Genomic DNA, 25,941 nt, shown 5'->3' with positions numbered 1-25,941 from the left:
GGTACGCTTGGCTGTCGCTAGGGGCGTTAGCTCAATTGGCAGAGCTGCGGACTTTTAATCCGTAGGTTCCGGGTTCGAGCCCCGGGCGCCCTACCACTTTTTCCCCTTCTGACCTGGGCCTTTGCCTCCGTTCTGGAATCCACAGGGCCGCCTGAGCCCTCTTGGGAGACCGAGGGGAGACCGCCAGTTCCGGACGCTTCTCTGGGAACGATCGCCACGAGTGCTTCGGCCATCTCGTGCGCAAGCTCCGGCAGCACTGTCGTGTAGGTGTCTTCCGTGATCGAGGTCGAGCTGTGCCGCAGCATCGTGGAGACCATTTTGGTGTCGGCGCCGGCCGCGTACGCCAACGTCGCGGCGCAGTGGCGGAGGTCGTGCAACCGGATCGGCGGCACCCCCGCTTCGTACGCCAGGATCGAGAACTGTTCGCTGACCCATGCCGGATGCAGCTCCGAGCCGTCCTCGTGGGTGAAGATCCGGCCCGTGTCCTGCCACGCCTCGCCCCACTCCAGGCGCTCGGCGTGCTGTCGCGCCCGATGCTCCTCCAGCACCGCCACCGTGCCCGTATCCAGGGCCGTCACGCCGTCGCTGGCCTCGGTCTTGGGTCGCCCTCCTCGAAGTCCCATCCGATCTGTACGAGCTGCTTCTCCACAGCGAGGGTGCGCTCCGCGACGTCGAGGAACTCCCACTTGGCTCCGCATGCCTCACCTCGGCGCAAGCCCCGGAACGCGATCAAGTGGAAGAGGGCGTACAGCCGGTGCTGGTAGGCATGATCGAGAAATTTCCCGAGCTGGACTGGCGTCCACACCATAACTGGTGATGGCCGTAGCTCGGCCGCCTCCCAAATCCGTACGGCGCTGACCTTCTTACCGCCCTTCTGGGCCCGAACGTCGTCGAGCTTCGTGCCGAACTTCTCGTTGAATACGGCTACGCGCTGCGCGGTCCAGACCAAGGCCTTGGGCCGCTTCGCCGGGTCAAGCTTGATCGCTTTGGCATTGTTCACGCTGATGACCTCCTGCCGCACGGCCTCGCTCAACACCGTGCTCAGGGTCGCTCGGATACGGACCTTCGTCGCAGGCCCGGTGACTCTCATGCCTCGCACCGAGGCCCGGACAGCGGGGTCGTCCGACTGCTGCGCCGCCAGGATCTCCTCGTTCTTCTCGTCGATGCGCTCGAACACCTTCTCCAGGGTAGACAGCAGGGTGGTCCCGCGGAGGCCGCGCCGTTTGAACGAAACCATGCAGGCCTCGAAGAAGTCGCCGAAGAGTGTCGTCCTGAGTTGCTGTCCGCCGGTGTACTTTCGGCGTAGTTCGTCGTGATCTGGAAGCGACGCCTGCTTCTTGTGCGCCGCTTTTACCATGGCCAGGATCTCCATACGCGCCTCGTGACCTTCTGGTCCGGCCTCAGGGATGTCGAGCAGCCGTCCGGCCTTCTCGTAGAAGGCGATCAGTTCCGTTTCGGTCTTGAAGCCGCCCAGCCGTAGGTACAAACGTTTTCCATCACAGCGTTCGGCCTGCCAGTCGTCGGCTCAGGTCCGGCCGGCTGTCTCGGTGGCCGTGCGGACGAAGGCGGCCAGGGCCGGGGAACGGCTCCACTCCGGCCAGGCGACCATCATCGTGGTCGGCGGCACGTCGAGCACGGGGACGGCGACCACGTCGCCGCCCAGGTAAGCACGGGCGGACTCCGGCAGGACGGCGACGGCGTGCCCCAGGGCGATCAGCTGCAGCAGCTGTCCGGCATCCCGCACCTCCGGGCCATCGCCGCGGTCGCCGGGCAGGCCCGCCCAGCGCGGCATGACCTCGTCCTTCAGGTCCGCCAGGGTGACCGCAGCCCGTCCGGCCAGCCGGTGCCCCAGCCGCAGCACCACGATCTGCTCTTCGACCAGGAGCTCCTCGTGGTCGAGCCCGGTCAGGTCCGGCCGGCCGTGCAGCAGCCCGACGTCGGCGAAACCGCCGCGCAGCAGGGCCGCGTGCTCGCCGAAGCCGCAGAACAGCACCTCCACCGGCACCGCGTCCGGTTCCTTCTCGTACGCGGCCAGGATGTCCGGCAGCATGCCGCCGTCGCCGACGGCCTTCATCACCAGGGTGAGCCGGGGTTCCTGACGCCCCGCGCGCCGGGTGCGGCGGACAGCCGCTGACAGCCCTTCCAGCGCCCTTCTGCCCTCGTCGAGCAGCACCTGTCCCGCCGGGGTGAGCGCGACCCTCCTGCTGCTCCGCTCCAGCAGCGTGACCCCGAGGCGGCGTTCGAGCTGCTTGACGGCTCGAGACAGGGGCGGTTGGGCGATGCAGAGGCGTTCGGCCGCCCGGGTGAAGTTCAGCTCCTCGGCAACGGCCACGAAATAGGCCAGTTCGCGGGCTTCTATCCCGTCCATACCGCCAGGGTATCGCTCGCGACCGAGACGATCGTGGTTCTATGCGGCCGCCCGTGGTGAGCTTTGGCCATGACAGACACACCCCTGAAGATCAGTTTGGTCACCGGTGCAAACAAAGGCATCGGGTACGAGATCGCCGCGCGACTCGCCGGGCTGGGCATGACGGTCCTGCTCGCGGCCCGGGATCCGGATCGAGGCCGGGAGGCGGCCGCGACGCTGCGGGCCGCCGTCGGCGACGTTCGCCCGATCACGCTTGACGTCACCCTCCCGGCCGCCGCCGCGGCCGCCGCCACCGAGATCGAGCGGCGGTTCGGCCGGCTCGACATCCTGATCAACAATGCCGGGATCTCCGGGAGTCTCACCGGGCAGTCTCCCGGCGCCGTCGACCTGGACACGGTGCGGGCCGTGTTCGACACCAATGTCTTCGGCGTGATCACGGTGATCGACGCCCTGCTGCCCCTGCTCGTACGGTCCTCCGCGCCGCGGATCGTCAACCTGTCCAGCACGGTCGGCTCGCTGGCCGCCCACGCCCCCGGCGGGCCGATGGCCCGGCTCCCCGTGGCGACCGCGTACGCACTCTCCAAGACCGCGCTCAACGCCCTGACCGTGCAGTACGCCAAGGCCCTACGCAAGGACGGCATCCTGGTCAACGCCGCCGACCCCGGCGGCTGCGACACTGACCTCACCAGGCCGACCGGCCTCCCCGTCCACCGCACCGCCACCCAGGGCGCGGCCATCGCCGTGAAACTGGCGACCCTCGGACCCGACGGTCCCACCGGCGGCCTTTTCAACGACGCCGGTCCGGTGTCGTGGTGAGCCCGATGACGGGAAAGTACCGGCGTCCGGGGCGCTTCACCGTACACGTGCTCAATCCCCTGCTCAGCCGGCTGGGCGCGGCCGCCACGCTGGAGGTCGTACGGCGCAAGACCGGCACCCTTCAGCGGGTGCCGGTCAACGTGCTCGACCTCGCGGGCCACCGCTATCTGGTCTCCATGCGCGGCCAGGCCCACTGGGTGCGCAACCTCCGCGCCGCTGGGCGCTGCGTCCTCCGGGAACGGGGGCGACGGCGCACGTACGCAGCGGTGGAACTCTCCGGGGACGAGCGGGCATCCGTCATCACCGCCTACCTGGATCGCTGGCGGGTCCAGAGCTTCTTCACCGATCTGCCCGACCCGGCCGACCACCCGGTCTTCTGCCTCGACCCGGCCGAAACGTAGCGGTCTGCGACGCCAACCTCGGCCACCACGCCGCCTCGGGTCTGCCGGGGACTCGACCTCGGTGGTTCTCCTCTACCTCGTGAAGCGGTTGACCCTGCCCGACATCTTCACCGAGAAGGCCCGCTTCCAGGGGGCCACGGTCTCGCTCACCTCGTTTGATTCGCCCGCCTGTGACGCCGTTCCCCGCCTGCGAGCCGGGTCAGTCGCTCTCCACGGTGAGCAGGCCGCGCCGGAAGGCCACGGCGACGGCCGCTGCTCGGTCGTTCACGCCGAGTTTCGCGTAGATGTGCAGCACGTGGCTCTTGACCGTGGCCTCGCTGATGAACAGGATGCGGGCGGCAGCACAGCGCTGTGGCGGCGAGGGCGGCCCGTCCTGGGCGCCACATCCTGCACCCAACAACACCTCGCGTGACTGGTACGGCCCCAAAACGCACGCGATCGGCTTGACCAGATAGTCGTCGGCCCCGCCGCGCAGGCCGCGCAGGACGTCGCGCTCGCCCGAGCGGGCGGTGAGCACGATGACCGGGACGGCCGATGCTCCACGCCTCGAATCGTGCAGCCGCGCCGGGGGAAGGCCGCTGGCCCTGACCAGCCTGTGGAAGCGGTGGGTGAGTTCGGGGTGGTCGCTGGGGACAGGCGTCGGCGCGGCCACAGCGCCGCGCCCGGCCGATCTCTTCAGCACTCCTGCCGGCAGCCCGAAAGCCTCAACTGCCTGGTCTTGGGCGAGCCCTCATCCGCTGCTAGCGGAACCGTCTGCCGTTCCGTCCCGGCCGACGACTGGCGACCGGTGCGGTGATGGTCACGGGGATGCCTGAGGGAGCCTGGGCGCCCGTGATGCGCCTCAGCTCGGCCTCGCCCGAACGGACCGCGCTGGTCTGCGGGACGATACCGGCGTCGGCCATCAAGCGGGTCATGTCACGGCGCTGATTGGGCAGCACCAGGGTGACGACGCTGCCGGACTCGCCGGCGCGGGCGGTGCGGCCGCCGCGGTGCAGGTAGTCCTTGTGGTCGCTCGGCGGGTCGACGTTGACGACGAGGTCCAGGTTGTCGACGTGGATGCCGCGGGCCGCGACGTTGGTCGCCACCAGCGCCGTGACGTGGCCGCTCTTGAACTGGGCGAGGGTACGGGTGCGCTGGGGCTGGGACTTGCCTCCGTGCAGCGCGGCGGCGCGTACTCCGCTGTTCAGCAGCTGTTCGGTGAGCCGGTCCACAGCGTGCTTGGTGTCCAGGAACATGATCACCCGGCCGTCGCGAGCAGCGATTTCCACGGTGGCGGCCTGCTTGTCGGCGCCCTGGATGTGCAGCACGTGGTGCTCCATCGTGGTGACGGCGCCTGCCGAGGGGTCGACCGAATGGACCACCGGGTCGCTCAGGTAGCGGCGGACCAGCAGATCGACGTTGCGGTCCAGCGTGGCGGAGAACAGCATCCGCTGGCCACCTGGGCGCACCTGGTCGAGCAGGTGGGTGATTTGCGGCATGAAGCCCATGTCGGCCATCTGGTCGGCCTCGTCCAGCACGGTGATGTCAACCTGGTCCAGGCGGCAGTCGCCGCGCTCGATGAGGTCTCTGAGCCGTCCCGGGGTCGCGATGACGACCTCGGCACCGTTGCGCAGCGCATGGGCCTGGCGGCTGATCGACATGCCGCCGACGACCGTGGCCAGTCGCAGCTTCAGTGCTTGGGCGTACGGGGTGAGCGCATCGGTGACCTGCTGGGCCAGTTCCCTGGTGGGGACGAGGATCAGGGCAAGCGGTCGCCGCGATTGTGCCCGCTGTCCGGAGGTGCGGACGAGCAGGGCCAGGCCGAAGGCGAGTGTCTTGCCCGACCCGGTGCGTCCCCGCCCCAGGACGTCCCGGCCGGCCAGGGAGTTCGGCAGTGTGGCCGCCTGGATCGGGAACGGTTCGTTCATGCCCAGGCTGGTGAGCACCTTCAGCAGTGCGGGCGGCATGCTCAGCTCAGCGAAGGTCGCGGCTGCGGGCAGGGCCGGGGTTACGGTGACCGGCAGCGCGAACTCTCCTTGGAGCGCGGCGGGACGCCGCCCGTTGCCGGACCGGTTGGAGGCGCCTGAGCTGTATCGGCCGCCCCTGCCTCGGGCGGAGCCGCCCGTATGGGACGAGAAGTTGCGGTCATGCGCGCGAGTTGCGTGGTTCATGCAGAACCTTCCTCAATGCGGCACGTGTCAGGCGATCCTCGGCGCGATGAGCGGCACAAGAACAGTTAGCACGAGCCGTAGAAAGACGAGTCGAACCGGCGGAAACAGCCTGGGTTCGTACGTCGAAATGGTCGGCTTTCGCCGGGAAGAACGCGGCTGTGATGCCGCGCCGTAGAACTGGAGCGGGCCTGTGCCCGAACCGGAGCCATCGGTGGTGCATCCGGTGTGCGGCGGAAGAACAGACACGCTGTGCTTCTCGGGTTGTGAGGTCATCACGGCACGATGGATGCCACAAAAGCAACGCGCCGGGGACCGCGCCCTGCGGCGCGGGCCCCGGCTGCGTGGTGCGCGGTGTCAGGCGGGAACGATGTTCTCGGCCTGCGGGCCCTTCTGGCCCTGCGTGATGTCGAAGGCCACCTTCTGGCCCTCGCGCAGCTCACGGTAGCCGCCGTTGGCGACGATGTTGGAGTAGTGGGCGAAGACGTCGGCGCCGCCGCCGTCCTGCTCGATGAAGCCGAAGCCCTTTTCCGCGTTGAACCACTTCACGGTGCCAGAAGCCATGTTGATCTCCTTTGATGGGTGCAAAGCCGAAATCCGCATCGAACGGATTCCGCGTTGCGGCGATAGGACCACACACCCGGAGATGACCGGACAACAAAAAATGCACCTGAGGCTACATACCGTCAGGTGCACACAAGTTTTTATGGGTACCACAACTGCAACTGACTCCAACCTAGCACATGTGTCGCCGTGCTGTGTGCGTATGCCGCCCGCGGTCGTCATACGGGAGTGCGTGACCACTGCTGGTTGGCGCCCGCGTTGCACGGATACTGCTTGAGGATCGCGCCGTCCGCGGTCGACGCGGCCGGTACGTCCACGCACTTGCCGCTGTGCCGGGCCCGGAGCTCGAAGTAGCCGCCGTTGGCGACCAGCTGGAACTGCTGGTTGGCGCCGGTGCCGCAGGTGTACTGGATCAGCTCGGCGCCGTCGGCGGTCGAGGCGCCGACCACGTCGAGACACTTTCCGCTGTGGCGGCTGATGACACGCCAGTAGCCGCTGCCCGCGTCCTGGAACCGCCACTGCTGCCAGGCGTTGCCGCCGTAGGCGTACTGGCCGACGCGGGCGCCGTTGTCGGTGTTGGGTTGCTGGACGTCCATGGCCTTGCCGCTGTGGCGCGCGTCGATCCTGTAGTAGGTCGTGGGGGCGGTGCCGATGGTGTCGCCCCAGGCGTAGCGGATCCGGTCGGCACCGGAGGGGTTGCGGACGGTCAGGCCGAGGTCGGTGCCGCTGCCGGTCAGCGCGTACATCGAATAGTGGTCGTAGCCGGAGCTGCCGGTCGGCTTGCCGCCGAGGGCGGGCCAGTAGGTGCCGCCCATCTGGTTGTCGCGCATGACCTGGGCCATGGCGCGGATGTGGCGCACGAAGTTGTCGGTGCTGTTGGCGTCGCCGTAGTCGAGGCCGGTGGCCATCGGCGCGCCGAACTCGGTCGCGACCGCGCGGGAGGCGCAGTTGCCCAGGCGCGTCTGGATGTGGCTGCGGAAGGCGTCGTAGGTCATCGCGCCGTAGAAGAAGGCGTAATGGTGGAAGGAGAGCAGTGTCGAGGCGAAGCGGCTGTCGCCGCAGACGTCCCGCAGGTCCTGGCTGTAGCCGGTGCCGCCGATGAGGACCCGTCCGGGCACTGCCGCGGTGTGCCGGCTGAGCCAGTTCGCCGCGACGTCGCGCCACTCCGCGGAGGTGTAGCCGTGCGGCTCGTTCATCGGCTCGAAGTAGACGTTGCCGTTCGAGCCGTACGTGCTGGTCACGCTGGACCACATCGTGTGCCAGGCGGCAAGGTCGGTGATCCTGCCGCCGGAGGCGGCGCCGTCCTCCCAATAGGCGAGGATGACCTTGAATCCCCGGGCGGTGGCGGCGTCGATGGCGCCGCGGTAGGCGTTCCACCAGGTGGAGTTGGCGACGGTATGGGTGTTGACGGGCAGCCGGACGGTGTTGACGCCCATGGTGGAGGCCAGGTCGTCGTAGAGGGCGTCGGCCTTGGCCCGTACGGTCGCGTTGCTGTCGGACTGGCTCAGGCCGTGCAGGACGAGCGGGCCGGTGCTGAAGTTGTCGCCCAGCACGGCCCAGTTCATGCCCCTGAACTGGCTGGTGGCGGCGCCGGCGGGCGGCGCGGCGACGACGAGGCTCGCCGCCGCGGTGAGCGTCGCCACCACCGCGATCAGTGATCGGCGTAAGGGCGACGGTCCTGGTGCGTGCGTCATGAGAGTTCCGATCACTGGGTACGGGACCACTGCTGGTTGGTGCCGCTGCCGCAGGCGTACTGCTGGATGTCGGCGCCGTCGGCGGTGGACGCGTTGACGACGTCGAGGCATTTGCCGCTGTGCCGGGCCCGGAGCTGGAAATGGCTGCCGGTGGCCACCCATTGCCATTGCTGGTTGGTGCCGCCGCCGCAGGTGTACTGGATGACGTTGGCCCCGTCGGCGGTCGAAGCACTGGCCACGTCCAGGCATTTGCCGCTGTTCTGGTTCATCAGCCGGTAGTAGCCGCCGCCCGTCTCCTGGAACTGCCATTTCTGGTTCCCGCCGCCGTTCCAGGTCCACTGCTTGACCTCGGCGTTGTTCGCGGTGGAGGCCGACATGACGTCCATGACCTTGCCGCTGTTGCGGTTGGTGACGCGGTACGCGGGAGCCGGGCCGGGTACGTCGGCCACGGGCAGGATCGTGCCGTGGCGGCAACCGGGGCAGGTGATCTGGCTCAGGCCCGACCAGGAGTCCAGGTTCGCGCTGGTGGCGGTCCAGATGCCGCCGTTGGTGTACTTGTCGACCCAGATGCGCCAGGAGCCGTCGCTCATCCGCAGCACGGCCGGTCCCTCGTAGCCGGAGCTCCACAACTGCCCCTGGTTGCTCCAGCCGCTGGTGAGGCTGGCGCTGGTCCAGTGCTCGATGTACTTGGAGGTCTCGTTCTTGGTGAAGGCGTGGTAGGTGCTGCCCGACTTGACCACGTACGTGTCGATGTAGTGGTAGCCGAGGCCGCCCATCTGCGCAGGTCCGCTCCAGGAGGTGAGCGAGGCGTTCTGGGCGGTGAAGACGTAGGGGCGGAAACAGTTGGAGCACGTCGTCTGGGCGATGCTCACGATGACTCGAACGGTGCCGCCTTCGACGTAGAACTCGGGCGCCCAGGTGAATCGCGTGTCCGGGACGCCGGAGCCGACGCTGGTGACGTGGGTCCAATTGACCAGGTCGGGGCTGGAGGCGATGTTGAAGTGGGTCGAGTTGGTGGTCCACGACTGGACGGTGTGGGCGATGTAGTAGAGCCCGTTGTGCTGGATGACGCTGGGGTCGCGGAGCACGCCGGACGGGCCCTGGTAGCCGGTGTCGGCCAGCACGCTGAAGTTCGTGCCGTCGGACGAGGAGTAGACCCAGAGTTCCTGGTCGGCCGCGGCGTCCCCCTTGAACGTGGTGTAGACGTAGCCGGGGGCGGCTTGCGCGGGGGTCGCGCCGGCGACTCCGGTGGCGGCGGTGAGTGCCACGAGGCAGAGCCGCGCCAGCCATCGCCTGACCTTGAGCTGTCTGTTCACGGGTGAGCTCCCCTTGCCGGAACAGGGCTGAATCCTGTTAGCGTTAACATCACGCGCGCCGGGTCAATAGGGATTACGTCGGCGTTACAACAGTGTGTTCGCGTGCATCGAGCCGGTCAATACCCGTGCGTCCGGAGGTCGGGGAGTGATTCACGGTCAGGTATTGACATTCTCGCCGCCGCCGTCAACGATCTGCGGAAACGCACCGTAAATTCGCATGTTACCGACGAGTTGGTGGGCGTTGCCACGAACACCCGCCTCGGTCCCGTGCCCGGCCACCGGATCAGAGGGGAAGTCGACCAGCATGAACCCCCGGCTCCTGCGCCTTGGCCGCTCGGTCGCGGCCGTCCTCTTGCTCGCCGGCGCCCTCGTCGGTCATACCGCCGCCCCGGCCGGCGCGGCTCCGGTGACCATCACCAACGGCACCCAGTTCAGGGACACCAGCGGAAACGCGCTGCACGCCCACGGCGGCGGCGTGCTCCGGGACGGCGGCTATTACTACTGGTTCGGAGAGAACCGCAACCCCGACAGCACCTTCCGCGCGGTCTCGGTCTACCGGTCCACGGACCTGATGAACTGGGAGTACCGCAACGACGTCCTCACCCAGTCGTCGCACCCCGAACTCGGCGTCGCCAACATCGAGCGGCCGAAGGTGATCTACAACAGCTCCACCGGCAGATACGTCATGTGGATGCACAAGGAGAACGGCTCCAACTACAGCGAGGCCCGCGCCGCCGTCGCCTCCTCCGCGACCGTGGACGGCGACTACACCTACCACGGCAGCTTCCGCCCGCTCGGCCACATGTCGAGGGACATCACGCTCTTCAATGACAACGGCACCGCCTACATGATCTCGGCCGCCGACGAGAACTACGACCTGCACGTCTACCGGCTCACGCCGGACTATCTGAATGTCAGCACGCTGGTGGGCAATTTCTGGAATGACGCCCACCGCGAAGCCCCGGCCATGTTCAAACGGGGGAACGTCTATTTCCTGCTGACGTCGGGGGCGACGGGGTGGAGCCCGAACCAGGCCAAGTACGCGACCGCGTCGAGCATCTCCGGTCCGTGGACCGGGTGGACCAACGTCGGCGACGGCACGACGTACAACTCCCAGCCGACGTACGTGCTGCCGATCCAGGGCTCGTCGACCACCGGATACCTGTACCTGGGGGATCGCTGGGCCGGGGCCTGGGGCGGGCCGGTGAACGACTCCCAGTACGTCTGGTTGCCGATCACGTTCCCCTCCGCCACCAGTATGAGCCTGACCTGGCACCCCCAGATCACCATCGACGCCGCCACCGGCGTCATCTCCGGCGGCGGCACCTCCCCGTACTATCGGATCACCGGGCGCGGCAGCGGAAAGGTGATGGACGTCGTCAGCGCGTCGACGGCCAACAACGCCGAGGTGAAGCAGTATCCGTGGAACGGCGGCGGGAACCAGAAATGGCAGTTCCAGGAGACGGGCGGCGGCTACTACCGGCTGATGAACCAGAACAGTGGCAAATGCCTGGACGTGGCCAGTGCTTCGACCGCCGACGGGGCCAACGTCATCCAGTACACCTGCGGCGGCGGCACCAACCAGCAATGGCAATGGGTGGCCACCGGCAGCCATTTCCAGCTCCGGGCCCGGCACAGCGGCAAATGCCTCGACGTCGTCAACGCGTCCACCGCCGACGGCGCCGACATCCAGCAGTACGCCTGCGGCAGCGGCACAAATCAGCAGTGGAGCCGTACCTCATCCTGAAAAACACGGATGCTGTGTATCAAAAGCCTCAACGACGTCGGCGTCGGGTCCGGCTCAGGCCGGTGAGTAGGTGAGGCAGTCCGCCGTGCCCGAGCCGTAGCCGACCGTGATGTTGGGAGCCTGGCATTCGAACTGGGTGTTGTGCCGGCAGTCCGCCATCTTGCACGCGCCGACGTGGCCGACGTTCGCGGGATCGCCTCCCTTGGCCGAGGCGGTGAAGAAGGTGTCGCAGTGGGCATGACGGGAGTCACCCACGGTGATGGCCATGGCGTGACAGTTACCGTCGGCGTTGTAGGCGCATGCTTCCACGTCGCACGCGTTGACCACAGGCATCTTCATCGCATTCCCCCGAACGTGACGTGTGGCCGAGGCCGGTCAGCGGCTTCTCGGAACCGCTCAGGATGCTGCCCCGGCGTCATGGCGTTCACTCCGCGCCGCCACGAAGCTGGGGGAAGTCTTGGCGATGGCGAGAGCCGCGCCGCCCCGGGCTGCGGCGCCTTCACTCCTCGCCGTGGGTGGGGACGAGGTCGAGCGCGCGCATGCGGCGTTCGCCCCATTCCCCCAGGGCGCCGAGTGCCGCGTAGAGCGCGACGCCTTCGCGGGTCAGCTCGTACTCGACCCGGGGCGGTGTCTCCTCGAACACGGTCCGCCGGACGATGCCGTCGGCTTCGAGCTCGCGTAGCTGCTGGGCGAGGACCTTGTCGCTGATGCCGGGCAGGCTGCGCCGCAGTTCGCCGAAGCGACGCAGCCGCTCGTCCAGTGCCCACAGGATCAGTGCCTTCCACTTGCCGCCGACGACGTCGAACGCGGCGTCGAGAGCACAGACGTAGGGCGGATTGCGCACTCCCGCATGGTACGCGCAGCCGGCCTGCCCGGCGCGGGCTCAGCCTGCGGCGATGGCGCGCCGCATCCGCCACAGCGAGGCGCGCAGGTGGCCGGAGAGCTCCGCGGGCACCCCTGCCTCCCCGGAGGCGGAGATCATGTTCTCCAGGCCGGTCGCCTGCATCGCGGCGTTGTACTCCTCAGGAACGGACACGCTCACGTCGGCCTCGCCGGCGATGATCGCAAGCATCTGCTCCATCCACGGCTGGAGCACCTCGCGCTTGAACGCCTCCACGTCGCCGCCTTCCGCGTGGACCAGCGCCACGGCGTGATCGGCCCCGGCGCTCATGCCGTACATGCCGCTGAGCGCGGCCATGTCGTACAGCGACGCGAATCCCGGGTCCTCGCCCACCCAGTGGGGACGACCGACCGGGCTCAGCGCGGGCGCGACCCGGTCGAACAGGTCCCGCGGGCCGCTGTAGAGGACGGAGGCCGCTTCCGTGCCGACCGTCGGGGGCACCGCCAGGACTCCGCCGGCGAGCAACCGCACGCCGTGCCCGTCGAGCCACCGGGCGAGCTCGCGCGCCTGCCGTACGGAGCCGCTGGTGAGGTTGACGAGCGGGCCGCCGGTGAAGGCCGGTAGGACCGGCGCGAGCGTCTCGCGGACGCTGGCGTCGTCCAGCAGGCACGCCACCGTGAGGCCGCCCGCCTCGATCGCCTCGCCCACGCCCGACGCCTCCCGCGCGCCGCGGGAGACGAGGTCGCCCGCCTTTCCGGGAGTACGGTTCCAGACCGTCACCTCGCGACCGGCTTCGAGGAGCGTGCGTGCCAGCGTGCGCCCTATGGCTCCTAGACCGAGGACGGTGATGCGTGCGTGCTTCATGTTCATGGCCACACTGTTCAATCCATACGGGTCCGGCCACAAGAACGCACTTGAAAGTGCGTGGTTACCCGGAGGTTAGCGATGCGGCCCGTTCGCCGGCAGGCTTGAGGCGAGCGCCGCCCGGAGGAAGGCGGGATCCCGCCGCGCCGAACCCGGAAATAATCGCTCCTCCGCCGTCCCGCTCGCCGGCATTCGATTGCCAATTGTTTACGACCGGGTGTCTGGCGTCTCCAAGGTTCATGCGACATTCTCATAGTAACGGCGTCATACGCTCACACGGGGAAATCAGCGGACACGGGGGATTTAATGCCGCTCACGATCGGGGACTTCACTCCAGACCGCGGCAAGCCGCGAGACATTATCAGAATTACGGGTCAGGGCTTCATGCCCGGCATCCGCGTCATATTCTTCCAGGACCGGGATGGGTACGACGTGCAGGTGAGGACCGCCACAGAACTGACGGTCAAAGTGCCGGAGGTGGTCGAGACCGGCGTCATCCATCTGCGGAACCCGAACGGCGAGAGCAGCTCCAGCACCAAGTCCTTCACCGTCGTACAGCCGCCTATTTACATCACGGGGCTCAAGCCGACGAGCGGCCAGCCCGGGGAGCGGATAGCCATCATCGGGCACGGGCTCGATATCGGCCCCACCAGGAAAGGGACCGTCAAATTCGGCGGTTACGAATCCACCCAGATAGACTGGAGCAGCGCGGAGGTCATCAGGGCGACAATACCGTCGACCGCCAGGCCCGGGGTGGTGTATATCGAAGTCACCACCCATCGTGGCACCGTCAGGAGCCCGCAGCCCTTCACCATCAAGTGAGGGCGCGAAAATGCCCGGGACAGCTGACTGGCAAGCCATTGTCAAGGCGAGCTGGGACAGCATCAAAGCGAAGGTCGCCGCCGAACTTCCGAAGGCGGTAACCGGAAAGCCGCTGTCCGACCACACGTACAAGGAAGAACTCGGCGTCTGCGTACTGCTCAACGGGCCGAACACGGGCGCCGCGGTCTGGAATGACGACGGGCCGGGCACCGTGGCGCTGACGTCGCTGCACGTGAGAGATTTCACCTCGGTCTCCGCCCAGGACGCCAAGTTCGGAAATCTCCAGGTCGAGCTGCCGCTGTCGTTCGCGCTGCTCGCGGCGAACGGCCGGTACGCCTACATTCAGCCGTGCGCCCAGTACAGCCTGGGCAAGAAAGGCGCTCCGGCCAAGCTGAACGGCGCCGGGAACATCAGCGCCAGGTCGGAGCGCGGCAGCCTCACCTATCAGCTGAAGGTCGTCGACCCGGACAAGACGCTGCGGCTTGAGCTGACCGGGGCCAAGGTGGACGGCCAGCGAAGCATCAACCTGGAGGCCGACGGCCAGCCGAACAACGCGCTGCTCCGCATCCTGCTCGGGTCGTTCAGCGCGGGCTCGCAGCGGCTGATCATCTCGTCGGCGCTCGACTCGTTCTTCTCCCACGGCGAGTTCGGCCGGGACATGGTGAACGAGCTGAACCGGATCATCGGCGCGACACTCGCGCAACGAGCACAGGGATGAGGCATGGCCACGATCGAGGGCATCTACCGGGCGACCGTCGCGGTCGGCGGGACCGTCAGTCCCGTGCTCTTCATCCTGAAGGCGGGCCGGTTCGAGGGGTTCGACGTCGACGACCGGCGGTTCAGCGGCACCTATGCCGAGGACCCCGCCACGCTGGACGTGCTGCTGACGGCGCAGGTGTCGTACTGGACGCCGGTCATGCCGGGGGAGGAGCCGGTGCGGGCCACGGCGCCGTTCACGGTCCGCGTCCCGGCGCCGCCCGACGAGGTCGGCGCGACGATCGCGGCCGACCTGAACCTGGACCAGACGGTCGGCAGCGTGGTCATCGAACGCCTGAGCACCCTTGAGTTCCTGACATGACGGAATCTGGCCCCCTGCCCGACGCGGGGATGTACCGGATGTTCGACGGCTACCTGGTGACGCCCGACCGCGCGGGCCCGGGGTCCGCGTTCTCCCGCATCTCGTTCCGGCTGCCGCAGGCCGGGGCGGTGAAGAGCGGAACCGGCGGCGTGGACGACGTTCCCGCCGTGCGGATCGCGGTCGCCGACAGCATCCCCTTCCCTTCGTACGGGGAGGTGGTCGCCTCTTCCGTCGTGGACGACGCGCGCACCGGCTGTCAGCAGGTGTGGTTCGTCCGGCAGGCCGGCGGCGAGGTCTTCCTGGACCGGGTGACGCTCGGCGCCGCCGGGGCGCTCGGGCGGACGACCTTCCCGCTGGGGGCGAGCTGGGTACGGTCGATCGCCGGCGAAGCCGTGCTCGCCACGAAGGCCCAGGTCGTGCTGGTCGCCGGGGCCTCGGACCAGGGCGTCGTGGTGGGCGCCTTCGACACGTCGTCGGGGAAGCTCACGGGAACCTGGACGCTGCCCGGCTCGCCCCAGGGCCCACCGGCCGGCAGCTGGATCGTGGTGCAGGACTTCACGACCTGGGTGTTCGTCACCGTACGCACGGCCGGAGCACTGTCGACTCTCGCGGTCCCCACGGCCGCGCTCCGCCCCGGCGAACCGCTTCCGGCGGCCGAGGTGCATCACCTGCCCCGGGTGGACCTCGCCACGGGATCGGGTGTGGACGCGACGCTCGGGAGAATGCTGCCCGGATCGGCCGGGAGCCAGCTCATCCTCGCCGCGGCCGGGCCGTCCGGCGCCCCGTTCGTGGTCATGCAGGGCTTCGACGCGGGCAAGCCGGCGCAGCTCGCCGTCGCGGTGATCGATACGGCGTTCGCCAAGCCCCGGTCGGGACAGTATCGCGTGACCTGCGCCGACCTGGACAACAACGGCCAAGAGGAACTCGTGCTCGCCTACCCGGCCGACTACGGCGGCGTGGCGGGCGCGGCCGCCTTCGTGCTGCTGCGCTTCGACGCGCAACGCGATCGGCTGGAGGCGAGCAGCAGGTACGTCGCGGCGGGGCCGGGCGGCGCTCCGCTCGCGAGCCTGGACCTGCGGCTCGGCTCGGGCGTTCTCGGCGACGCGGTCACCAGCGGCGTGTTCGTCCTCGGCGCGGGAGGCGACCTCGCGCACATCATGAGGGGCGAGGCGCAGGTCTTCGCCGGCATCGTGCCGGTCGACCCGGTCACGCTCCGCTTCCCGCCCTATGCCGAGGCCCCGGCCATGCTCCCCGCGGTGACGCAGGTCGGGGTCACGGGGCTGAAGGCGCCCGGAATCCTCGGATCGGTGGTGGACCTGGCCGGGCTCAGCGTCATGCTCGGACCGCCCGTCCTCACCCAGCTGTCGTCGCGTGGTCAGCTGCTCGCGATCCTCCAGGTGCCGCCCTTCGACCGGGAGAACGTCAGCATGGCGCCGTCGCTCATCTTCTCCGAGTCGGACAACAGGGTGAAGGGACTGTCGGTGACCTCGTCCAAGGACTGGGTCATGTCCGACGACGCCGGCCTGTCGCTCGGCGTCAGCAGTTCGGCGCTGAGCTTCCACCTGGGCAAGACGTACGGCCACGGCTTCTCTCATACGGAGGACAGCAGCACGTCGGTGGGTGTCGCGATCAGCCGGACGCCGACGCAGCTGGACCGGCTCGTGACGATGTCCGTCGACTACTCGGTCTGGCGTTACCCGATCGTCCGCCGTTCTCGCGGCTCGGAGCCGGGCGGGACGCTGATGGTCATCTTCCCCGGTTCGTCGATTCCGGTGCAGGGCACCCCCATCGCCTACGACCGGCAGTTCGGGTACCGCACCGCGTACGAGCCGGGAGTGCTGCTGTCGTACTTGAACGTCGAGCTCGACGGCTGGGACGAGACCAAGCAGGGTGAATTGCTGCTTTTCACGCCGCTGGTCAGTCTGGAAGTGACCAACGACCAGCCCGACACCAACACCTACGATCGCAGCGACGCCAACCAGGACACCATCGGCAAGCACTACTTCGTGGCGAGCTCGGCGAGCAGCAGCGCCAACCTGCTCGCCAACACCAACCTGTTCAGCTACCTGCCGGTGTCCTTCGGGTTCAACCTGGGCTCCAGCGAGACCTTCTCCGAAAGCGAGATGGAGATGACGTCCTTGTCGCGGACCGAATCCCTGTCGATCAGCGTCAGCGGCGGCACCGTCCCCGATGCCAGCTTCCGATTCACGGTGACGCCGTACATCTACCAGCACGCCGGCCTCGGCGCCCTGGTCGTGGCCTTCAAGGTCGGCAACCTCGGTCCCGGATGGCGTAGCCGGTACGCGAACCCCTATCCGATGCTGATGCTGCCCTTCCGGCACCAGAGCCAGGACCCGCTTGAGAAGATCTTCAGCCGCAGCATCGGCTTCGAGAAGCAGCCCGACGGAACCGTGCACATCGTGGTCGAGGTCTTCAACCACGGTTTCACCGATGCCGAGCTGGTCACGGTCCGGGCTCACGTCGGTCAGCCGAGATTCGAGGGCGGCCGCCCGGTCATCCCGTCGGACACGCCCATCGGCGAGGTGCAGGGCCGGGTCGTGGCGCTGGGCCGCCAGCGGCTGCGGGTGAAGTGGGCGCCCCCGGCCGGGTCCGTGTTCGTCACGGCGGTCGTCTGGGGCGGACCACGGACCATCGAATTCGCGGAGATCGCGTGGAACGTCTACCCCGAGTCCGCGTTCGAGGGCCTCGACCTGCCGGGGATCAGGGATGCCTGAGGCGCCGCGCGCACGGATCACCGGGCACGCCCGAGCCGAGGCGGTGGCGCGGCCGGCACGTGAGCCGGTCCCGGCCGGGTACGGGAGCTCGATCGCCGACCACGAGCTCGGCGAGCGACGCACGGCGCAGGACTCTCTGGCACGCCGGCTGTACCCGGCCCTGCACGCGGCCACGCTCGCGTGCTCCCGCCTCGGCTTGCGCGGGGCGGGCCGGCGCACCGGGCTGGTGATCGCGACCTCGGCCGCCGACCGCCACGCCGTGGCGCGGTCCCCGCACGCCTTCCTGCCGCCGACCGCCGATCCGGCCGGTCAGCGGTCGCGCCGGCTGGACGTCCTGCTCGCCGTGTCGCGCTTCGTGTCCGGCGGCCTGGCGCAGGACGTGGCCGCGATGCTCGGCGCGGGTGGCCCCGAGCTGTGCCTGCCGGGCGACTGCGGGCTGACGCCGCTGGCGGTCGCCGGGCTGTTCGTCGACTCCGGGCGGGCCGACGCCATGGTGGTGGTCTGCGTGGAGCCCCGGGCGGACGATCCCGGCCGGCATGAGGCGGTCGCCGTGGTCATCGAGCGGACGACGGCGCTCGGCCTCGCCGTGCCCTCCCAGGCCACCGACCCGGCGGCCTGCGTACCGGCGATCGAGCACTACCTGGCGGCCGGCGACGGTGATGGCCGAACCGGCGCGGCGCGAACCTCGGGGCCGGGCTGCGGTGACAGCCGAGCCGGCGCGGTGCGAGGCTCGGGGCCGGGTTGCGGTGACAGCCGAGCCGGCGCGGGGCGAACCCCGGGGGCCGGCTGCGTCGTTCGCTGGGTGGCGCCGGCCGCGCCCGGGCCCGCCGACCCGGAGGGGTTCGTCGACCGCGGTCGGAGGCTGCTTGATGAGAGCATCCGCGCGGCCGGGTCGCGGGACCTCGGGGTGGTGGTCGCGAGCCTGCTCGACCTGTCTCCCGAGTATGCGCTCGCCGCGATCGAGAGCGGAGCCACGACACCGGAGGTCGCCGAAGCGGCCGGTCGGATGACCTTCGCCGGCGGGTTGCGGCGGCACCACCTCGACCGGGGGCTGCGCGGCCCGCACCTCGCGGTGACCGGAATTCCCGGCGCCTCGCTGCTCGCGCTGGCGATCGCCGAGGACCTGATCAACCAGGGCGCGGTGCCGGCCGTCGCGGTCATCGCCGGCGACTGGGTCGGGGCGGGCGCCGCTCGCGCGCTCGCCGTGCTCGACTGCCCCGACCAGGCGTACCTGCGATCGTCGGTATCCGCGCTGGTGCTCGGGCCGGCCGGTGACCAGGCCGGCGAGCGGCGGATCCGGAGCCTGGTCGCCCGCCGCGACGCCTGCGACGCCTTCCGCGCCGAGCTCGGCGCGCACGCGCCGGACGTCACGATCGCCAGCGGCTGCACGGGTGAGGACCTGGCGACGGCCCTGGCCTTCATCGGCCGGTCCTCGCCGCCGGCCGGATCCGCGGTGCCGCGTGCCTTCCGCTTCCTCGGCGCCGACGCGCTGGCGTGCGTGGCCGGCGCCCTCGACCTGCCGGGGCGCGCGGCGGTGTCGGCCCGCAACGCGCTCGGCGGATCCGGGGTCGTGCTGCTGGACGCCCCGCGTCACGGCGGGGCCTAGTCACGGCTGGGCCTAGGTACGGCGGGGCCTAGTCATGGCTGGGCCTGGGACGGTACGACGCGGGTCTCCGTGCGCACGTACGTGTTGTCCGGCTTGTAGGTGTACACACCGAACGTGCCTTCGCCGACGTCGCCGTTGCTGTCGAACTCGACGCGCCCGCTGAGGCCGTCGTAGTCGATCTCCACTCCGGCGTCGAGCAGGGCCGCGCACTGCGCGAAGGTGGTGCACCGCCGCCCGCCGCCGCTCACCGCGGCCAGTCGCCCGGCCACCGACTTGCCGAGGTCGCCGCGGGCCGCCCGGGCCGCCAGCGCCGCTAGCACCACCGCGTCGTACACTTCGGCGGCGTACGAGAAATCCCTCATCGCCGGGTCCAGGGCCCGCATCCGCTCCTTGAGAGCCGGTGCGGTCTCCACACCCGCCAGAGTCCCGCGGGTGCCGGTGAGCGCGTCGCGCGGAAGGTCCTCGGAGTAGTCGGAGAGGTTGGCGTCCACCAGGTACCATCGCTGGTTCCCGCGTTCGAGCCTCCGCATGATGTCGAGGGTCTCGGTGAATCCGATGAGGACCAGGGCGTCGGCGTCGATCGGGGCGAGAGCGGAGAAGTCGGCTTTGTCGTCCCGATATCTGACCGTCTTCACCACGTCGACGCCACGACGAGCGAGTTCGGCCTTCACCGCCGAGACGAGGACGTCCCCGTAGCTGTCTTCCAGGGCGATCAACCCGGCGGTCCGGTTGCCGTCCTCGGCGAGGAGCCGGCCGATCAGCCGGCCCTGCATGGTGTCGGAGGCCGAGGTCCGGAAGTACAGGCCGCGGTCGTACACGGTCGACAGCGAGGCGGCGGTGGTCGACGGAGAGATCATGACGATGCCCGCCTCCGTCGCGGTGTCCAGCACCGCCATGGAGACGAAGTTGGAGGCCGGTCCGACGATCACATCGGCCTCTCTCTCGACCAGCTGCCGGACGGCCGTGACCGCCAGGTCGTCGGTCGCGTCGCCGGAGTCGGCCTTGATCAGGCGCACCGGGTGGCCGAGCACCCCACCGGCGGCGTTGACGTCCTGGACGGCCAGCTCGGCGGCCGTGGAGGTGGAGGCGCCGATGAAGTACAGGCTGCCCGTCATCGGCAGCAGCGTCGCGATGGTCAGCATCCCGTCGCCGACGACCCCGCCCACCTGGGCGACGGCCGGGGGCGGCGGGGGCGGGGCGTCGGGCCGGCGCGCCGGCTGCGCCGCCTGGACCAGGAGGAGCAGCGAGGCGGCCAGCCGCGTCCACTGCCTGACCTGCTTGAACCGAGCCCTGAAGACCGAGCCCACCCGTGACGGCGCGTGGGTGCCGCGCAGGATGTCCGCCTGGATGGCCTGCAGCTCGCCGCCCGGTTCCAGGCCGAGCTCCGCCACCAGCACCCGGCGCGCCTCCTGGTACGCGTCGAGCGCCTCGGCCCGGCGGCCGGACCGGTGCAGGGCGAGCATGAGCTGGCCATGCGGGCGCTCGCGCAGCGGGTGGGCGGCCACCAGGGCGCGCAGCTCGCCGATCGTCTCGCGATGGCGGCCGAGCGCGAGCTGCAGCTCGACCCAGTCCTCGGTGAGCGCGGTGCGCCTCTCCTCCAGCCGCCGCGCGTAGTCGCCGGCGGTATCGGGCAGGTCGAGCCCGTCGAACACCGGGCCGCGCCACAGGTCCAGAGCCTGCCGGGCGGCGTGCGCGGCGGCCTCCAGGTCGTCGGCGGCGATGAGCCGCCGGGCCGCCCGCTCGCGTTCGCCGAAGACTCCCGCGTCGAGTTCGTCCGGGGCGAGCAGCAGGGCGTATCCACCGTGCCTGGACACCAGGCGGCCCTCGCCGCCCAGCGTGCGCCGGAGCTGCGCGACGTAGACGCGTAGGTTGTCGACGGCCGAGCGCGGAGTCTGGCCGCGCCAGAGAGCCTCGACGAGGCGGTCGTTCTTGACCGGCTCACCCTCCGCGGCGACCAGGGTCGCCAGGAGGATCGCCGGCTTCTGCGCGGTGAGCCGCTTCCCCGTGACTTCGATGTGCCCCAACACCGAGACGAACACCACACCTGGGGTTATACGGGTCGTATACGCCCCGCACAACCCCCCGCTCGCACCATGACGACCATGATGCGACGTTTCTTCATCACCGGCGCCTTGACGGCGTCCATGTTCGTCTCCCTCGTACCGGCCGCCGCGCACGCCGCGGCCGATCCCACGGCCAAGCAGCTCAAGCGGGCGCTCATCACCAAGTGGAAGGGCAAGAAGGCCCATCTGGTCCGGTCCGGCACGGCGCGGTCGGTGATCGCGGGGCAGGACCGGTGGTCGTACTCGCGGCTCCCCGACCGGTGCCAGACGGCCGCGACGGTGGGTCTGCTCTTCAGCGGACGCCTGGGCGGGCGGCCGGCGGCCATGTCCCTGATCAACACGCGCGGGTCCTTCTACGGTGAGACGCTCGTCTCGGTGCCGTCGTCCACCCGGCTGCCCGCGCAGGCCGTGCCGCCGCGCTGCGGCCGGGTCACGGTCAAGCACTACGACGGCAAGCGCATCACCGTACGCATCACCAAGGTGACCGACCTGCCCGACATCCCCGGCGCGCGGGTCAGCGCCGTCAAGGTCTCCCTCACCCCCAGCCCGTGGAAGCACCTTCCCAAACCGGAGTACATGGTCACCGTGGTGCGCTCGGGCTCGACCGTCATGGAGACGTATGCCGACGCGAGCAACGGGAACGTGGAGCGGGTGGCCAACGGCTTCACCGAGGCGGCCTGGCGCCGGATCTCCTGACCGCCTGCCCGGAGAGCCCGCCGGAGGCGATCCTCCGGCGGGTGCCGAGGTTGGGTGCTCTGCCGGACGGTGTCGGGTTCGGTGCTGGTTTGCCCGTGACAGTGGTTCGCAAGGGGATGACGGTGAAATATGGGTCATCTCGACGGGCGTAAAGGCGGAGTATCGTGCGGCAAAGTGCGACATGTCCGGATTGCGGGGCGGCATGGGGGTCTCCGGGGCCCCAAGCGCCGGTTTCCAGGTGTCCGCGGTGCGGGCTGCCTCTGCAGGGGCCTGTCGCGTACGAGCTCTGGCAGGTGGACCAGGCTCTCGCCGAGCTGAGCGGCCGGCAGGCCCGGTTGCAGGCACGCCGTGGGGAACTGCTGGGTGTCCTGCGTGCCGGCGGGGGAGGGCCTGCGGCGGCGGGCGTGGGCGCGGAGGGTCAGAACACCGGGGGTGAGGTGCCCGGGGGCACTGCCCACGCCGGAGCCCGGCCGCCGTACCCGGGGGCGGCGCCGTATCCCGGAATGGTGGCAGGGCCTCCGGCGCGGGAGGTTTCTCCGGCCGCCGCGAAGAACGTCCTGCTGATCCTCGGCGGGCTGCTGCTCACCGTGGCGGCGGTGGTGTTCACCGTGGTCAGCTGGGGGCGGCTGGGCATCGGCGGGCGGGCGGCGGTGCTGGCGGGGTTCACCGCACTGGTCATGCTGGCGCCGGTCCTGCTGACGCGGCGCAGGCTCACCGCGACGGCCGAGACCGTGGCCGGGTTCGGGGTCGTGCTGCTGCTGCTCGACGGGTACGCGGCCAGGCGGGCGGGATTCCTCGATCTCGACGCTCTCAACGGGCTGCACTACACGGCGGGGGTGCTGGGGGTCACCGCGCTCGTCCTGGTGGCCTATGCCCGTGTCACCCGGCTCCGCGGGCCCGCTCCGGTCGCCGTGGTGCTGGCTCAGCCGGTCCTGCCGTTGCTGTTCGGCGAGATGTCGGGGACCTGGCTGGTGGCGATGTTGGTGGTCACCGTGGCGGCGGACGCGGCGCTGGTCTGCTACGGCGGGGGAGCGGTGAGGGTGACGGCCGCGGTCTGCGGCGGCGCGGTCGCCGGCTTCGCGCTGCTGGGGGGCGCGCTGTACGCGCTGGGTGCGCCCACCGTGGGGCAGGCCGTGCTGAGGTCGGCGCCGCTGGCCGCGCTGGCTCTGCTCGGCGGGTTCGTGACGTGGCTGCTCGTCAGGGCGGGCAAGGCCAACGGGGAGCTCTGGGCCGCCGCGGTCACCATCGGGACCGTGCTCGCGGTGATCGCCGTGCCGGCGGCGTGGGCGCAGCCGGTGCTGTGGATCTCGGGCACGGACTGGCGCTCCCTGGGCTACCTGGTGCCGGCGCTGGCGGTGGTGCTCGCCGCCACCTGGCTGCCCCGGCCGAAGGTATGGTCGGCGGCCATGGCCACCGGTGGGCTGGTGGCGCTGCTGGTCATGCTGACGCTGCTGCCCCGGCTCATGGGCGACCTGGTGTCGCCGCTCGCCTGGCTGGACGTGCTCCTGACGGGCACCTGGGACGGACCGCGGTGGGAGCCGTTCGCGACGGTGACACCGGCGGACGTGGCGGTGCTGGGCGCGGTGGCGGCCACCCTCCTGGTGAAGGCCGTACGAGCCAACGGCGGGCGCCCCGCAACGGCAGCGCCTCCTGGCGACGGCGGGCGACCGAGGGCCGGGACGCCTGGCGGCGGTGGGCGACCGGGCGACGGGATGCCTGGCGGTGGTGGGTCGGTGGCTGCGGCGCCTTCCGGCGGCGGTCGGTGGTGGGTGAAGGCGGCTGTGGGCGGTGCGCTGGTGTTCGGGGCGCTCATGGTCGCCGTCGCCCCGCACGCCTTCGGGATGCCCTATCCCGCCGCCGTGGCGGTGCAGGCGGTGCTCGCCGTCGTGGCGGTGGTGGCCGCCACCGTGAGCCGGGTGCCGTGGTGGGCCGTGACGTGCGCGTTCGTCGCCCTGGCGGCCTCGGTGCGGGCGGCGGCGTACGCGTTCGGCAGCGAGCCCGCGACGCTGATCGTGCTGCCGGTGCTGGCGGCGGCGGCCGCCGGTGTGGCGCTGGCGGCCAGGGTGAAGGGGCTGCGGGCGTGGGGGCTGGGCTTCGCGGCGCTGTTCCTGGGGCTGGCGGCGGTGGCGGCGGGGTTCTCGCTGGGCCTGCGCGTCCTGGTCGCGATGAGCGTGGGATGCGCCGCGGCGGGGGTGCTGGTGCTGCTCAGGTCGCTGTGGCCGGACAGGGCGGGGACGGCCGGCCTCAGGTACGCGGGCGTCACCCTGCTGCTGCTGGCCTCGTGGCTGCGGCTGGCGGCGGACGAGGTCACCGTCGTCGAGGCGTACACGGTGCCGTGCTCGCTGGTCCTGCTGGGATCCGCCTGGCTGCGGCGGCGCGGCGCGCCGGTCTCGTCGTGGGCGGCCTGCGGCGCGGGCCTGTCGTTCACGATGCTGCCCAGCCTGCTGGCGGTGTACGCGGACGTGGAATGGCGGCGGTCGCTTGCGCTCGGGGTGCTGGCGCTGGTGGTGCTGCTCGCCGGGGTCAGGTTCAGGCTCCAGGCGCCCACGGTGATCGGAGCCGTCGTGGTGGCCGGGGTCGCGGTGCGCGAGCTGGCTCCGTACGTGTCGGAGATGCTCCTCGTGGTGCCGCGCTGGGCGCCGATCGCGGTCGGCGGGCTGCTGCTCGTGGTGATCGGGGCGACGTACGAGGCGCGGATGCGGAACCTGCGCCGGCTGCGTGACACGTTGACCGCGATGAGGTGAGGGAAAGGGCGCGTGATCAGGCTAATCCCAATTACCTACAGGTAGTGTGGGTTGGGTGGAGACTCCATCGATCGTCGTCGTCGGCGGCGGCGCGAGCGGCGCTCTGACCGCCATCCACCTGCTGCGGCTCGCCCGCACCCGGAGGACGCCGACAGCCGTCACGCTCATCGACCAGCACGGCCGGCACGCACTCGGCCAGGCGTACGCGACCACCGATCCGCACCACCTGCTCAACACCCGGGCCGACCGGATGAGCGCCGTCGAGGGCGAGCCCGGCCACTTCCTGAGCTGGGCGCGCGCCACGGGCCTGGACGCGAGCGGGACCGGCTACCTGCCGCGGGCCGTCTACGGGCGCTACCTGCGCGAGGTGCTGGCCGCCTCGGCGGAGCCGCCGGCCCGCGCGCTCCACCTGATCACCGGCACCGCCACCGGCCTGGAAGGCGACCACGCCGTGCGCCTGGCCGACGGCCGCCGCGTCGCCGCGGACGCGGTCGTCCTGGCCCTCGGCAACCGGGCCCCCGCCCCGCTGCCCGGGACGCCCGCGCACCCCCGCCACGTCGCCGACCCGTGGGCCGCGGGCGCGCTCGACGAGGTCGGCGACGGCACGCCCGTGCTGGTGCTGGGCACCGGGCTGACCATGGTGGACGTGGCTCTCACCGTGACCCGGGCCCATCCCGGCACCGTGGTCTACGCGCTGTCGCGGCGCGGGCTGCTCCCGCGCGCCCACCCGCCCGTCCCGGCGGCGCCCGTCCCTGTGACCTTCCCCGACGGGCCGTTGCGGGTCGCCGACCTGCTGCGGGTGGTGCGTCAGGCCGTACGGGCGAACGCGGGGGACTGGCACGGCGTCATGGAAGGCCTGCGCCCTCGGACGCAGGAGCTGTGGACCAGGCTCGCCCCCGGCGAACGCCGGATCTTCCTGGACCGGGTGGCGCGCTACTGGGAGATCCACCGGCACCGCGTCCCGCCGGCCTCCGCGGCGGCGCTCGCCGAGCTGCTCGCCTCCGGCCGGTTGCGCCTGCTGCGCGGCGGCCTGGTCGGGGCCCGGCCCGCCGGCGCCGGTCTGCGGGTCCTGGCCGAGGTGGACGGCACGGTCCGCGAGCTCGACGTGGGCTGGCTGGTCAACGCCACCGGGCCCGGCGCCGACGTGACGTCCGACCCCTTCCTCGCCGGTCTCGTCTCCGCCGGGGCGGCCCGGCGCGACGCTCTGGGCCTCGGCCTGGACGCGGGCCAGGACGGCGCGGTCCTGGACGCGACGGGCCGGCCGGGCGAGCGGGTCTTCGCCGTGGGGCCGTTGCTGCGCGGCGGCCTGTACGAGACGACCGCCGTACCCGAGATCCGCGCGCAGGCGGCGGCGCTCGCGCCGCGCCTCCTCGAAGCGGTCCGCGTCCCGCGCTCGCGGCTGACGGCCTGAGCGCTCCCTGGCGGAACGCCGACCGGCG

23 protein-coding genes, 1 tRNA gene and 1 pseudogene are annotated in these 25,941 nt (G+C 70.5%); 12 read left to right on the top strand and 13 right to left on the bottom strand.

The window, feature by feature from the left end; translation table 11 throughout:
* Positions 1-20: 20 nt before the first annotated feature.
* Positions 21-96: transfer RNA gene (locus ACQEUU_RS00455), tRNA-Lys, on the top strand.
* Between the two features lie 170 nt (positions 97-266).
* Here ACQEUU_RS00455 and ACQEUU_RS00450 read toward each other — a convergent pair.
* The 3 genes and pseudogenes from ACQEUU_RS00450 to ACQEUU_RS00440 all read right to left on the bottom strand — a co-directional run.
* Positions 267-623, bottom strand: a pseudogene (locus tag ACQEUU_RS00450) (tyrosine-type recombinase/integrase); the annotation flags it as partial.
* A complete protein-coding gene (locus tag ACQEUU_RS00445) occupies positions 575-1,486 on the bottom strand; it encodes a hypothetical protein (protein WP_433058660.1) in 912 nt (303 codons plus the stop codon). The gene ACQEUU_RS00445 and the pseudogene ACQEUU_RS00450, both read right to left, overlap by 49 nt.
* A gap of 39 nt (positions 1,487-1,525) precedes the next feature.
* Positions 1,526-2,368 (bottom strand): LysR family transcriptional regulator, encoded by an 843-nt coding sequence (locus ACQEUU_RS00440; RefSeq protein ID WP_219550547.1) that lies wholly within the window; start codon positions 2,366-2,368, stop codon positions 1,526-1,528.
* 69 nt (positions 2,369-2,437) lie between these two features.
* Between ACQEUU_RS00440 and ACQEUU_RS00435 the strand changes: the two genes are divergently transcribed.
* Together ACQEUU_RS00435 and ACQEUU_RS00430 are read left to right on the top strand one after the other, a co-directional pair.
* Positions 2,438-3,184, top strand: a complete 747-nt coding sequence (locus tag ACQEUU_RS00435) for an SDR family NAD(P)-dependent oxidoreductase (protein WP_219550552.1) — start codon at positions 2,438-2,440, stop codon at positions 3,182-3,184.
* Between the two features lie 5 nt (positions 3,185-3,189).
* Complete coding sequence (locus ACQEUU_RS00430) at positions 3,190-3,585, top strand: nitroreductase/quinone reductase family protein (RefSeq protein ID WP_219550557.1); 396 nt, start codon at positions 3,190-3,192, stop codon at positions 3,583-3,585.
* Between the two features lie 199 nt (positions 3,586-3,784).
* On the opposite strand, the gene ACQEUU_RS00425 is transcribed toward ACQEUU_RS00430, so the two are convergent.
* From ACQEUU_RS00425 to ACQEUU_RS00400, 6 genes are all read right to left on the bottom strand, one after another.
* On the bottom strand, positions 3,785-4,267 hold the full coding sequence (locus ACQEUU_RS00425) for a LuxR C-terminal-related transcriptional regulator (RefSeq protein WP_433058656.1): 483 nt from the start codon (positions 4,265-4,267) through the stop codon (positions 3,785-3,787).
* Between the two features lie 58 nt (positions 4,268-4,325).
* Entirely contained in the window at positions 4,326-5,735 is a 1,410-nt protein-coding gene (locus ACQEUU_RS00420; protein WP_433058653.1) for a DEAD/DEAH box helicase, read from the bottom strand.
* A gap of 354 nt (positions 5,736-6,089) precedes the next feature.
* Positions 6,090-6,296, bottom strand: a complete 207-nt coding sequence (locus ACQEUU_RS00415) for a cold-shock protein (RefSeq protein ID WP_106241661.1) — start codon at positions 6,294-6,296, stop codon at positions 6,090-6,092.
* A gap of 218 nt (positions 6,297-6,514) precedes the next feature.
* Entirely contained in the window at positions 6,515-7,939 is a 1,425-nt protein-coding gene (locus tag ACQEUU_RS00410; RefSeq protein ID WP_433058650.1) for an RICIN domain-containing protein, read from the bottom strand.
* Positions 7,940-8,001: 62 nt separating this feature from the next.
* Complete coding sequence (locus ACQEUU_RS00405) at positions 8,002-9,306, bottom strand: RICIN domain-containing protein (protein WP_433058647.1); 1,305 nt, start codon at positions 9,304-9,306, stop codon at positions 8,002-8,004.
* A 156-nt stretch (positions 9,307-9,462) separates the two neighbouring features.
* Complete coding sequence (locus ACQEUU_RS00400; RefSeq protein WP_433058644.1) at positions 9,463-9,612, bottom strand: hypothetical protein; 150 nt, start codon at positions 9,610-9,612, stop codon at positions 9,463-9,465.
* Between ACQEUU_RS00400 and ACQEUU_RS00395 the strand changes: the two genes are divergently transcribed.
* A complete protein-coding gene (locus ACQEUU_RS00395; protein ID WP_433058641.1) occupies positions 9,611-11,053 on the top strand; it encodes an RICIN domain-containing protein in 1,443 nt (480 codons plus the stop codon). The two genes, ACQEUU_RS00400 and ACQEUU_RS00395, sit on opposite strands and share 2 nt — an antisense overlap.
* A 54-nt stretch (positions 11,054-11,107) precedes the next feature.
* Here ACQEUU_RS00395 and ACQEUU_RS00390 read toward each other — a convergent pair whose 3' ends face one another.
* The 3 genes from ACQEUU_RS00390 to ACQEUU_RS00380 form a co-directional block, all read right to left on the bottom strand.
* A complete protein-coding gene (locus tag ACQEUU_RS00390; RefSeq protein ID WP_433058639.1) occupies positions 11,108-11,392 on the bottom strand; it encodes a DUF1540 domain-containing protein in 285 nt (94 codons plus the stop codon).
* A 160-nt stretch (positions 11,393-11,552) separates the two neighbouring features.
* The gene (locus tag ACQEUU_RS00385; protein WP_433058636.1) at positions 11,553-11,897 is read right to left on the bottom strand and encodes a winged helix-turn-helix transcriptional regulator; all 345 of its coding nucleotides are present in this window, start codon (positions 11,895-11,897) and stop codon (positions 11,553-11,555) included.
* 39 nt (positions 11,898-11,936) lie between these two features.
* Complete coding sequence (locus tag ACQEUU_RS00380) at positions 11,937-12,764, bottom strand: NAD(P)-dependent oxidoreductase (RefSeq protein WP_433058634.1); 828 nt, start codon at positions 12,762-12,764, stop codon at positions 11,937-11,939.
* Between the two features lie 300 nt (positions 12,765-13,064).
* On the opposite strand from ACQEUU_RS00380, the gene ACQEUU_RS00375 reads away from it, so the two are divergent.
* Genes ACQEUU_RS00375 through ACQEUU_RS00355 form a run of 5 tightly spaced genes read left to right on the top strand, consistent with a single transcriptional unit; the run spans position 13,065 to position 18,999 of the window.
* Positions 13,065-13,580 (top strand): IPT/TIG domain-containing protein, encoded by a 516-nt coding sequence (locus ACQEUU_RS00375; RefSeq protein WP_433058632.1) that lies wholly within the window; start codon positions 13,065-13,067, stop codon positions 13,578-13,580.
* Between the two features lie 10 nt (positions 13,581-13,590).
* Positions 13,591-14,298, top strand: a complete 708-nt coding sequence (locus tag ACQEUU_RS00370; protein WP_433058631.1) for a hypothetical protein — start codon at positions 13,591-13,593, stop codon at positions 14,296-14,298.
* 3 nt (positions 14,299-14,301) lie between these two features.
* Positions 14,302-14,658, top strand: coding sequence for a hypothetical protein (locus ACQEUU_RS00365; protein ID WP_433058628.1), 357 nt, complete (start codon positions 14,302-14,304; stop codon positions 14,656-14,658).
* Positions 14,655-17,393 carry a hypothetical protein gene (locus tag ACQEUU_RS00360; protein WP_433058626.1) on the top strand — a complete coding sequence of 913 codons (2,739 nt, stop codon included), beginning with the start codon at positions 14,655-14,657 and terminating at the stop codon, positions 17,391-17,393. Before ACQEUU_RS00365 ends, ACQEUU_RS00360 begins: the two co-directional genes overlap by 4 nt.
* Positions 17,386-18,999, top strand: coding sequence for a hypothetical protein (locus tag ACQEUU_RS00355; protein ID WP_433058623.1), 1,614 nt, complete (start codon positions 17,386-17,388; stop codon positions 18,997-18,999). Before ACQEUU_RS00360 ends, ACQEUU_RS00355 begins: the two co-directional genes overlap by 8 nt.
* Before the next feature lie 32 nt (positions 19,000-19,031).
* Here the strand turns inward: ACQEUU_RS00355 and ACQEUU_RS00350 are convergent, their stop codons facing one another.
* Positions 19,032-21,041 carry a BTAD domain-containing putative transcriptional regulator gene (locus tag ACQEUU_RS00350; protein ID WP_433058621.1) on the bottom strand — a complete coding sequence of 670 codons (2,010 nt, stop codon included), beginning with the start codon at positions 21,039-21,041 and terminating at the stop codon, positions 19,032-19,034.
* Between the two features lie 60 nt (positions 21,042-21,101).
* Between ACQEUU_RS00350 and ACQEUU_RS00345 the strand changes: the two genes are divergently transcribed.
* The 3 genes from ACQEUU_RS00345 to ACQEUU_RS00335 all read left to right on the top strand — a co-directional run bounded on the left by ACQEUU_RS00345 (position 21,102) and on the right by ACQEUU_RS00335 (position 25,913).
* The gene (locus ACQEUU_RS00345; protein WP_433058618.1) at positions 21,102-21,758 is read left to right on the top strand and encodes a hypothetical protein; all 657 of its coding nucleotides are present in this window, start codon (positions 21,102-21,104) and stop codon (positions 21,756-21,758) included.
* A gap of 506 nt (positions 21,759-22,264) precedes the next feature.
* Positions 22,265-24,502 carry an SCO7613 C-terminal domain-containing membrane protein gene (locus tag ACQEUU_RS00340; protein ID WP_433058615.1) on the top strand — a complete coding sequence of 746 codons (2,238 nt, stop codon included), beginning with the start codon at positions 22,265-22,267 and terminating at the stop codon, positions 24,500-24,502.
* Between the two features lie 55 nt (positions 24,503-24,557).
* Positions 24,558-25,913: an FAD/NAD(P)-binding protein gene (locus ACQEUU_RS00335; protein ID WP_433058612.1), complete on the top strand. Its 1,356-nt coding sequence runs from the start codon at positions 24,558-24,560 to the stop codon at positions 25,911-25,913.
* Positions 25,914-25,941 lie beyond the last annotated feature (28 nt).

Source organism: Nonomuraea sp. CA-218870 (genome assembly GCF_050936535.1).
GTDB classification, from domain to species: domain Bacteria; phylum Actinomycetota; class Actinomycetes; order Streptosporangiales; family Streptosporangiaceae; genus Nonomuraea; species Nonomuraea corallina.
This window is presented reverse-complemented; position numbering and strand designations above follow the sequence as displayed.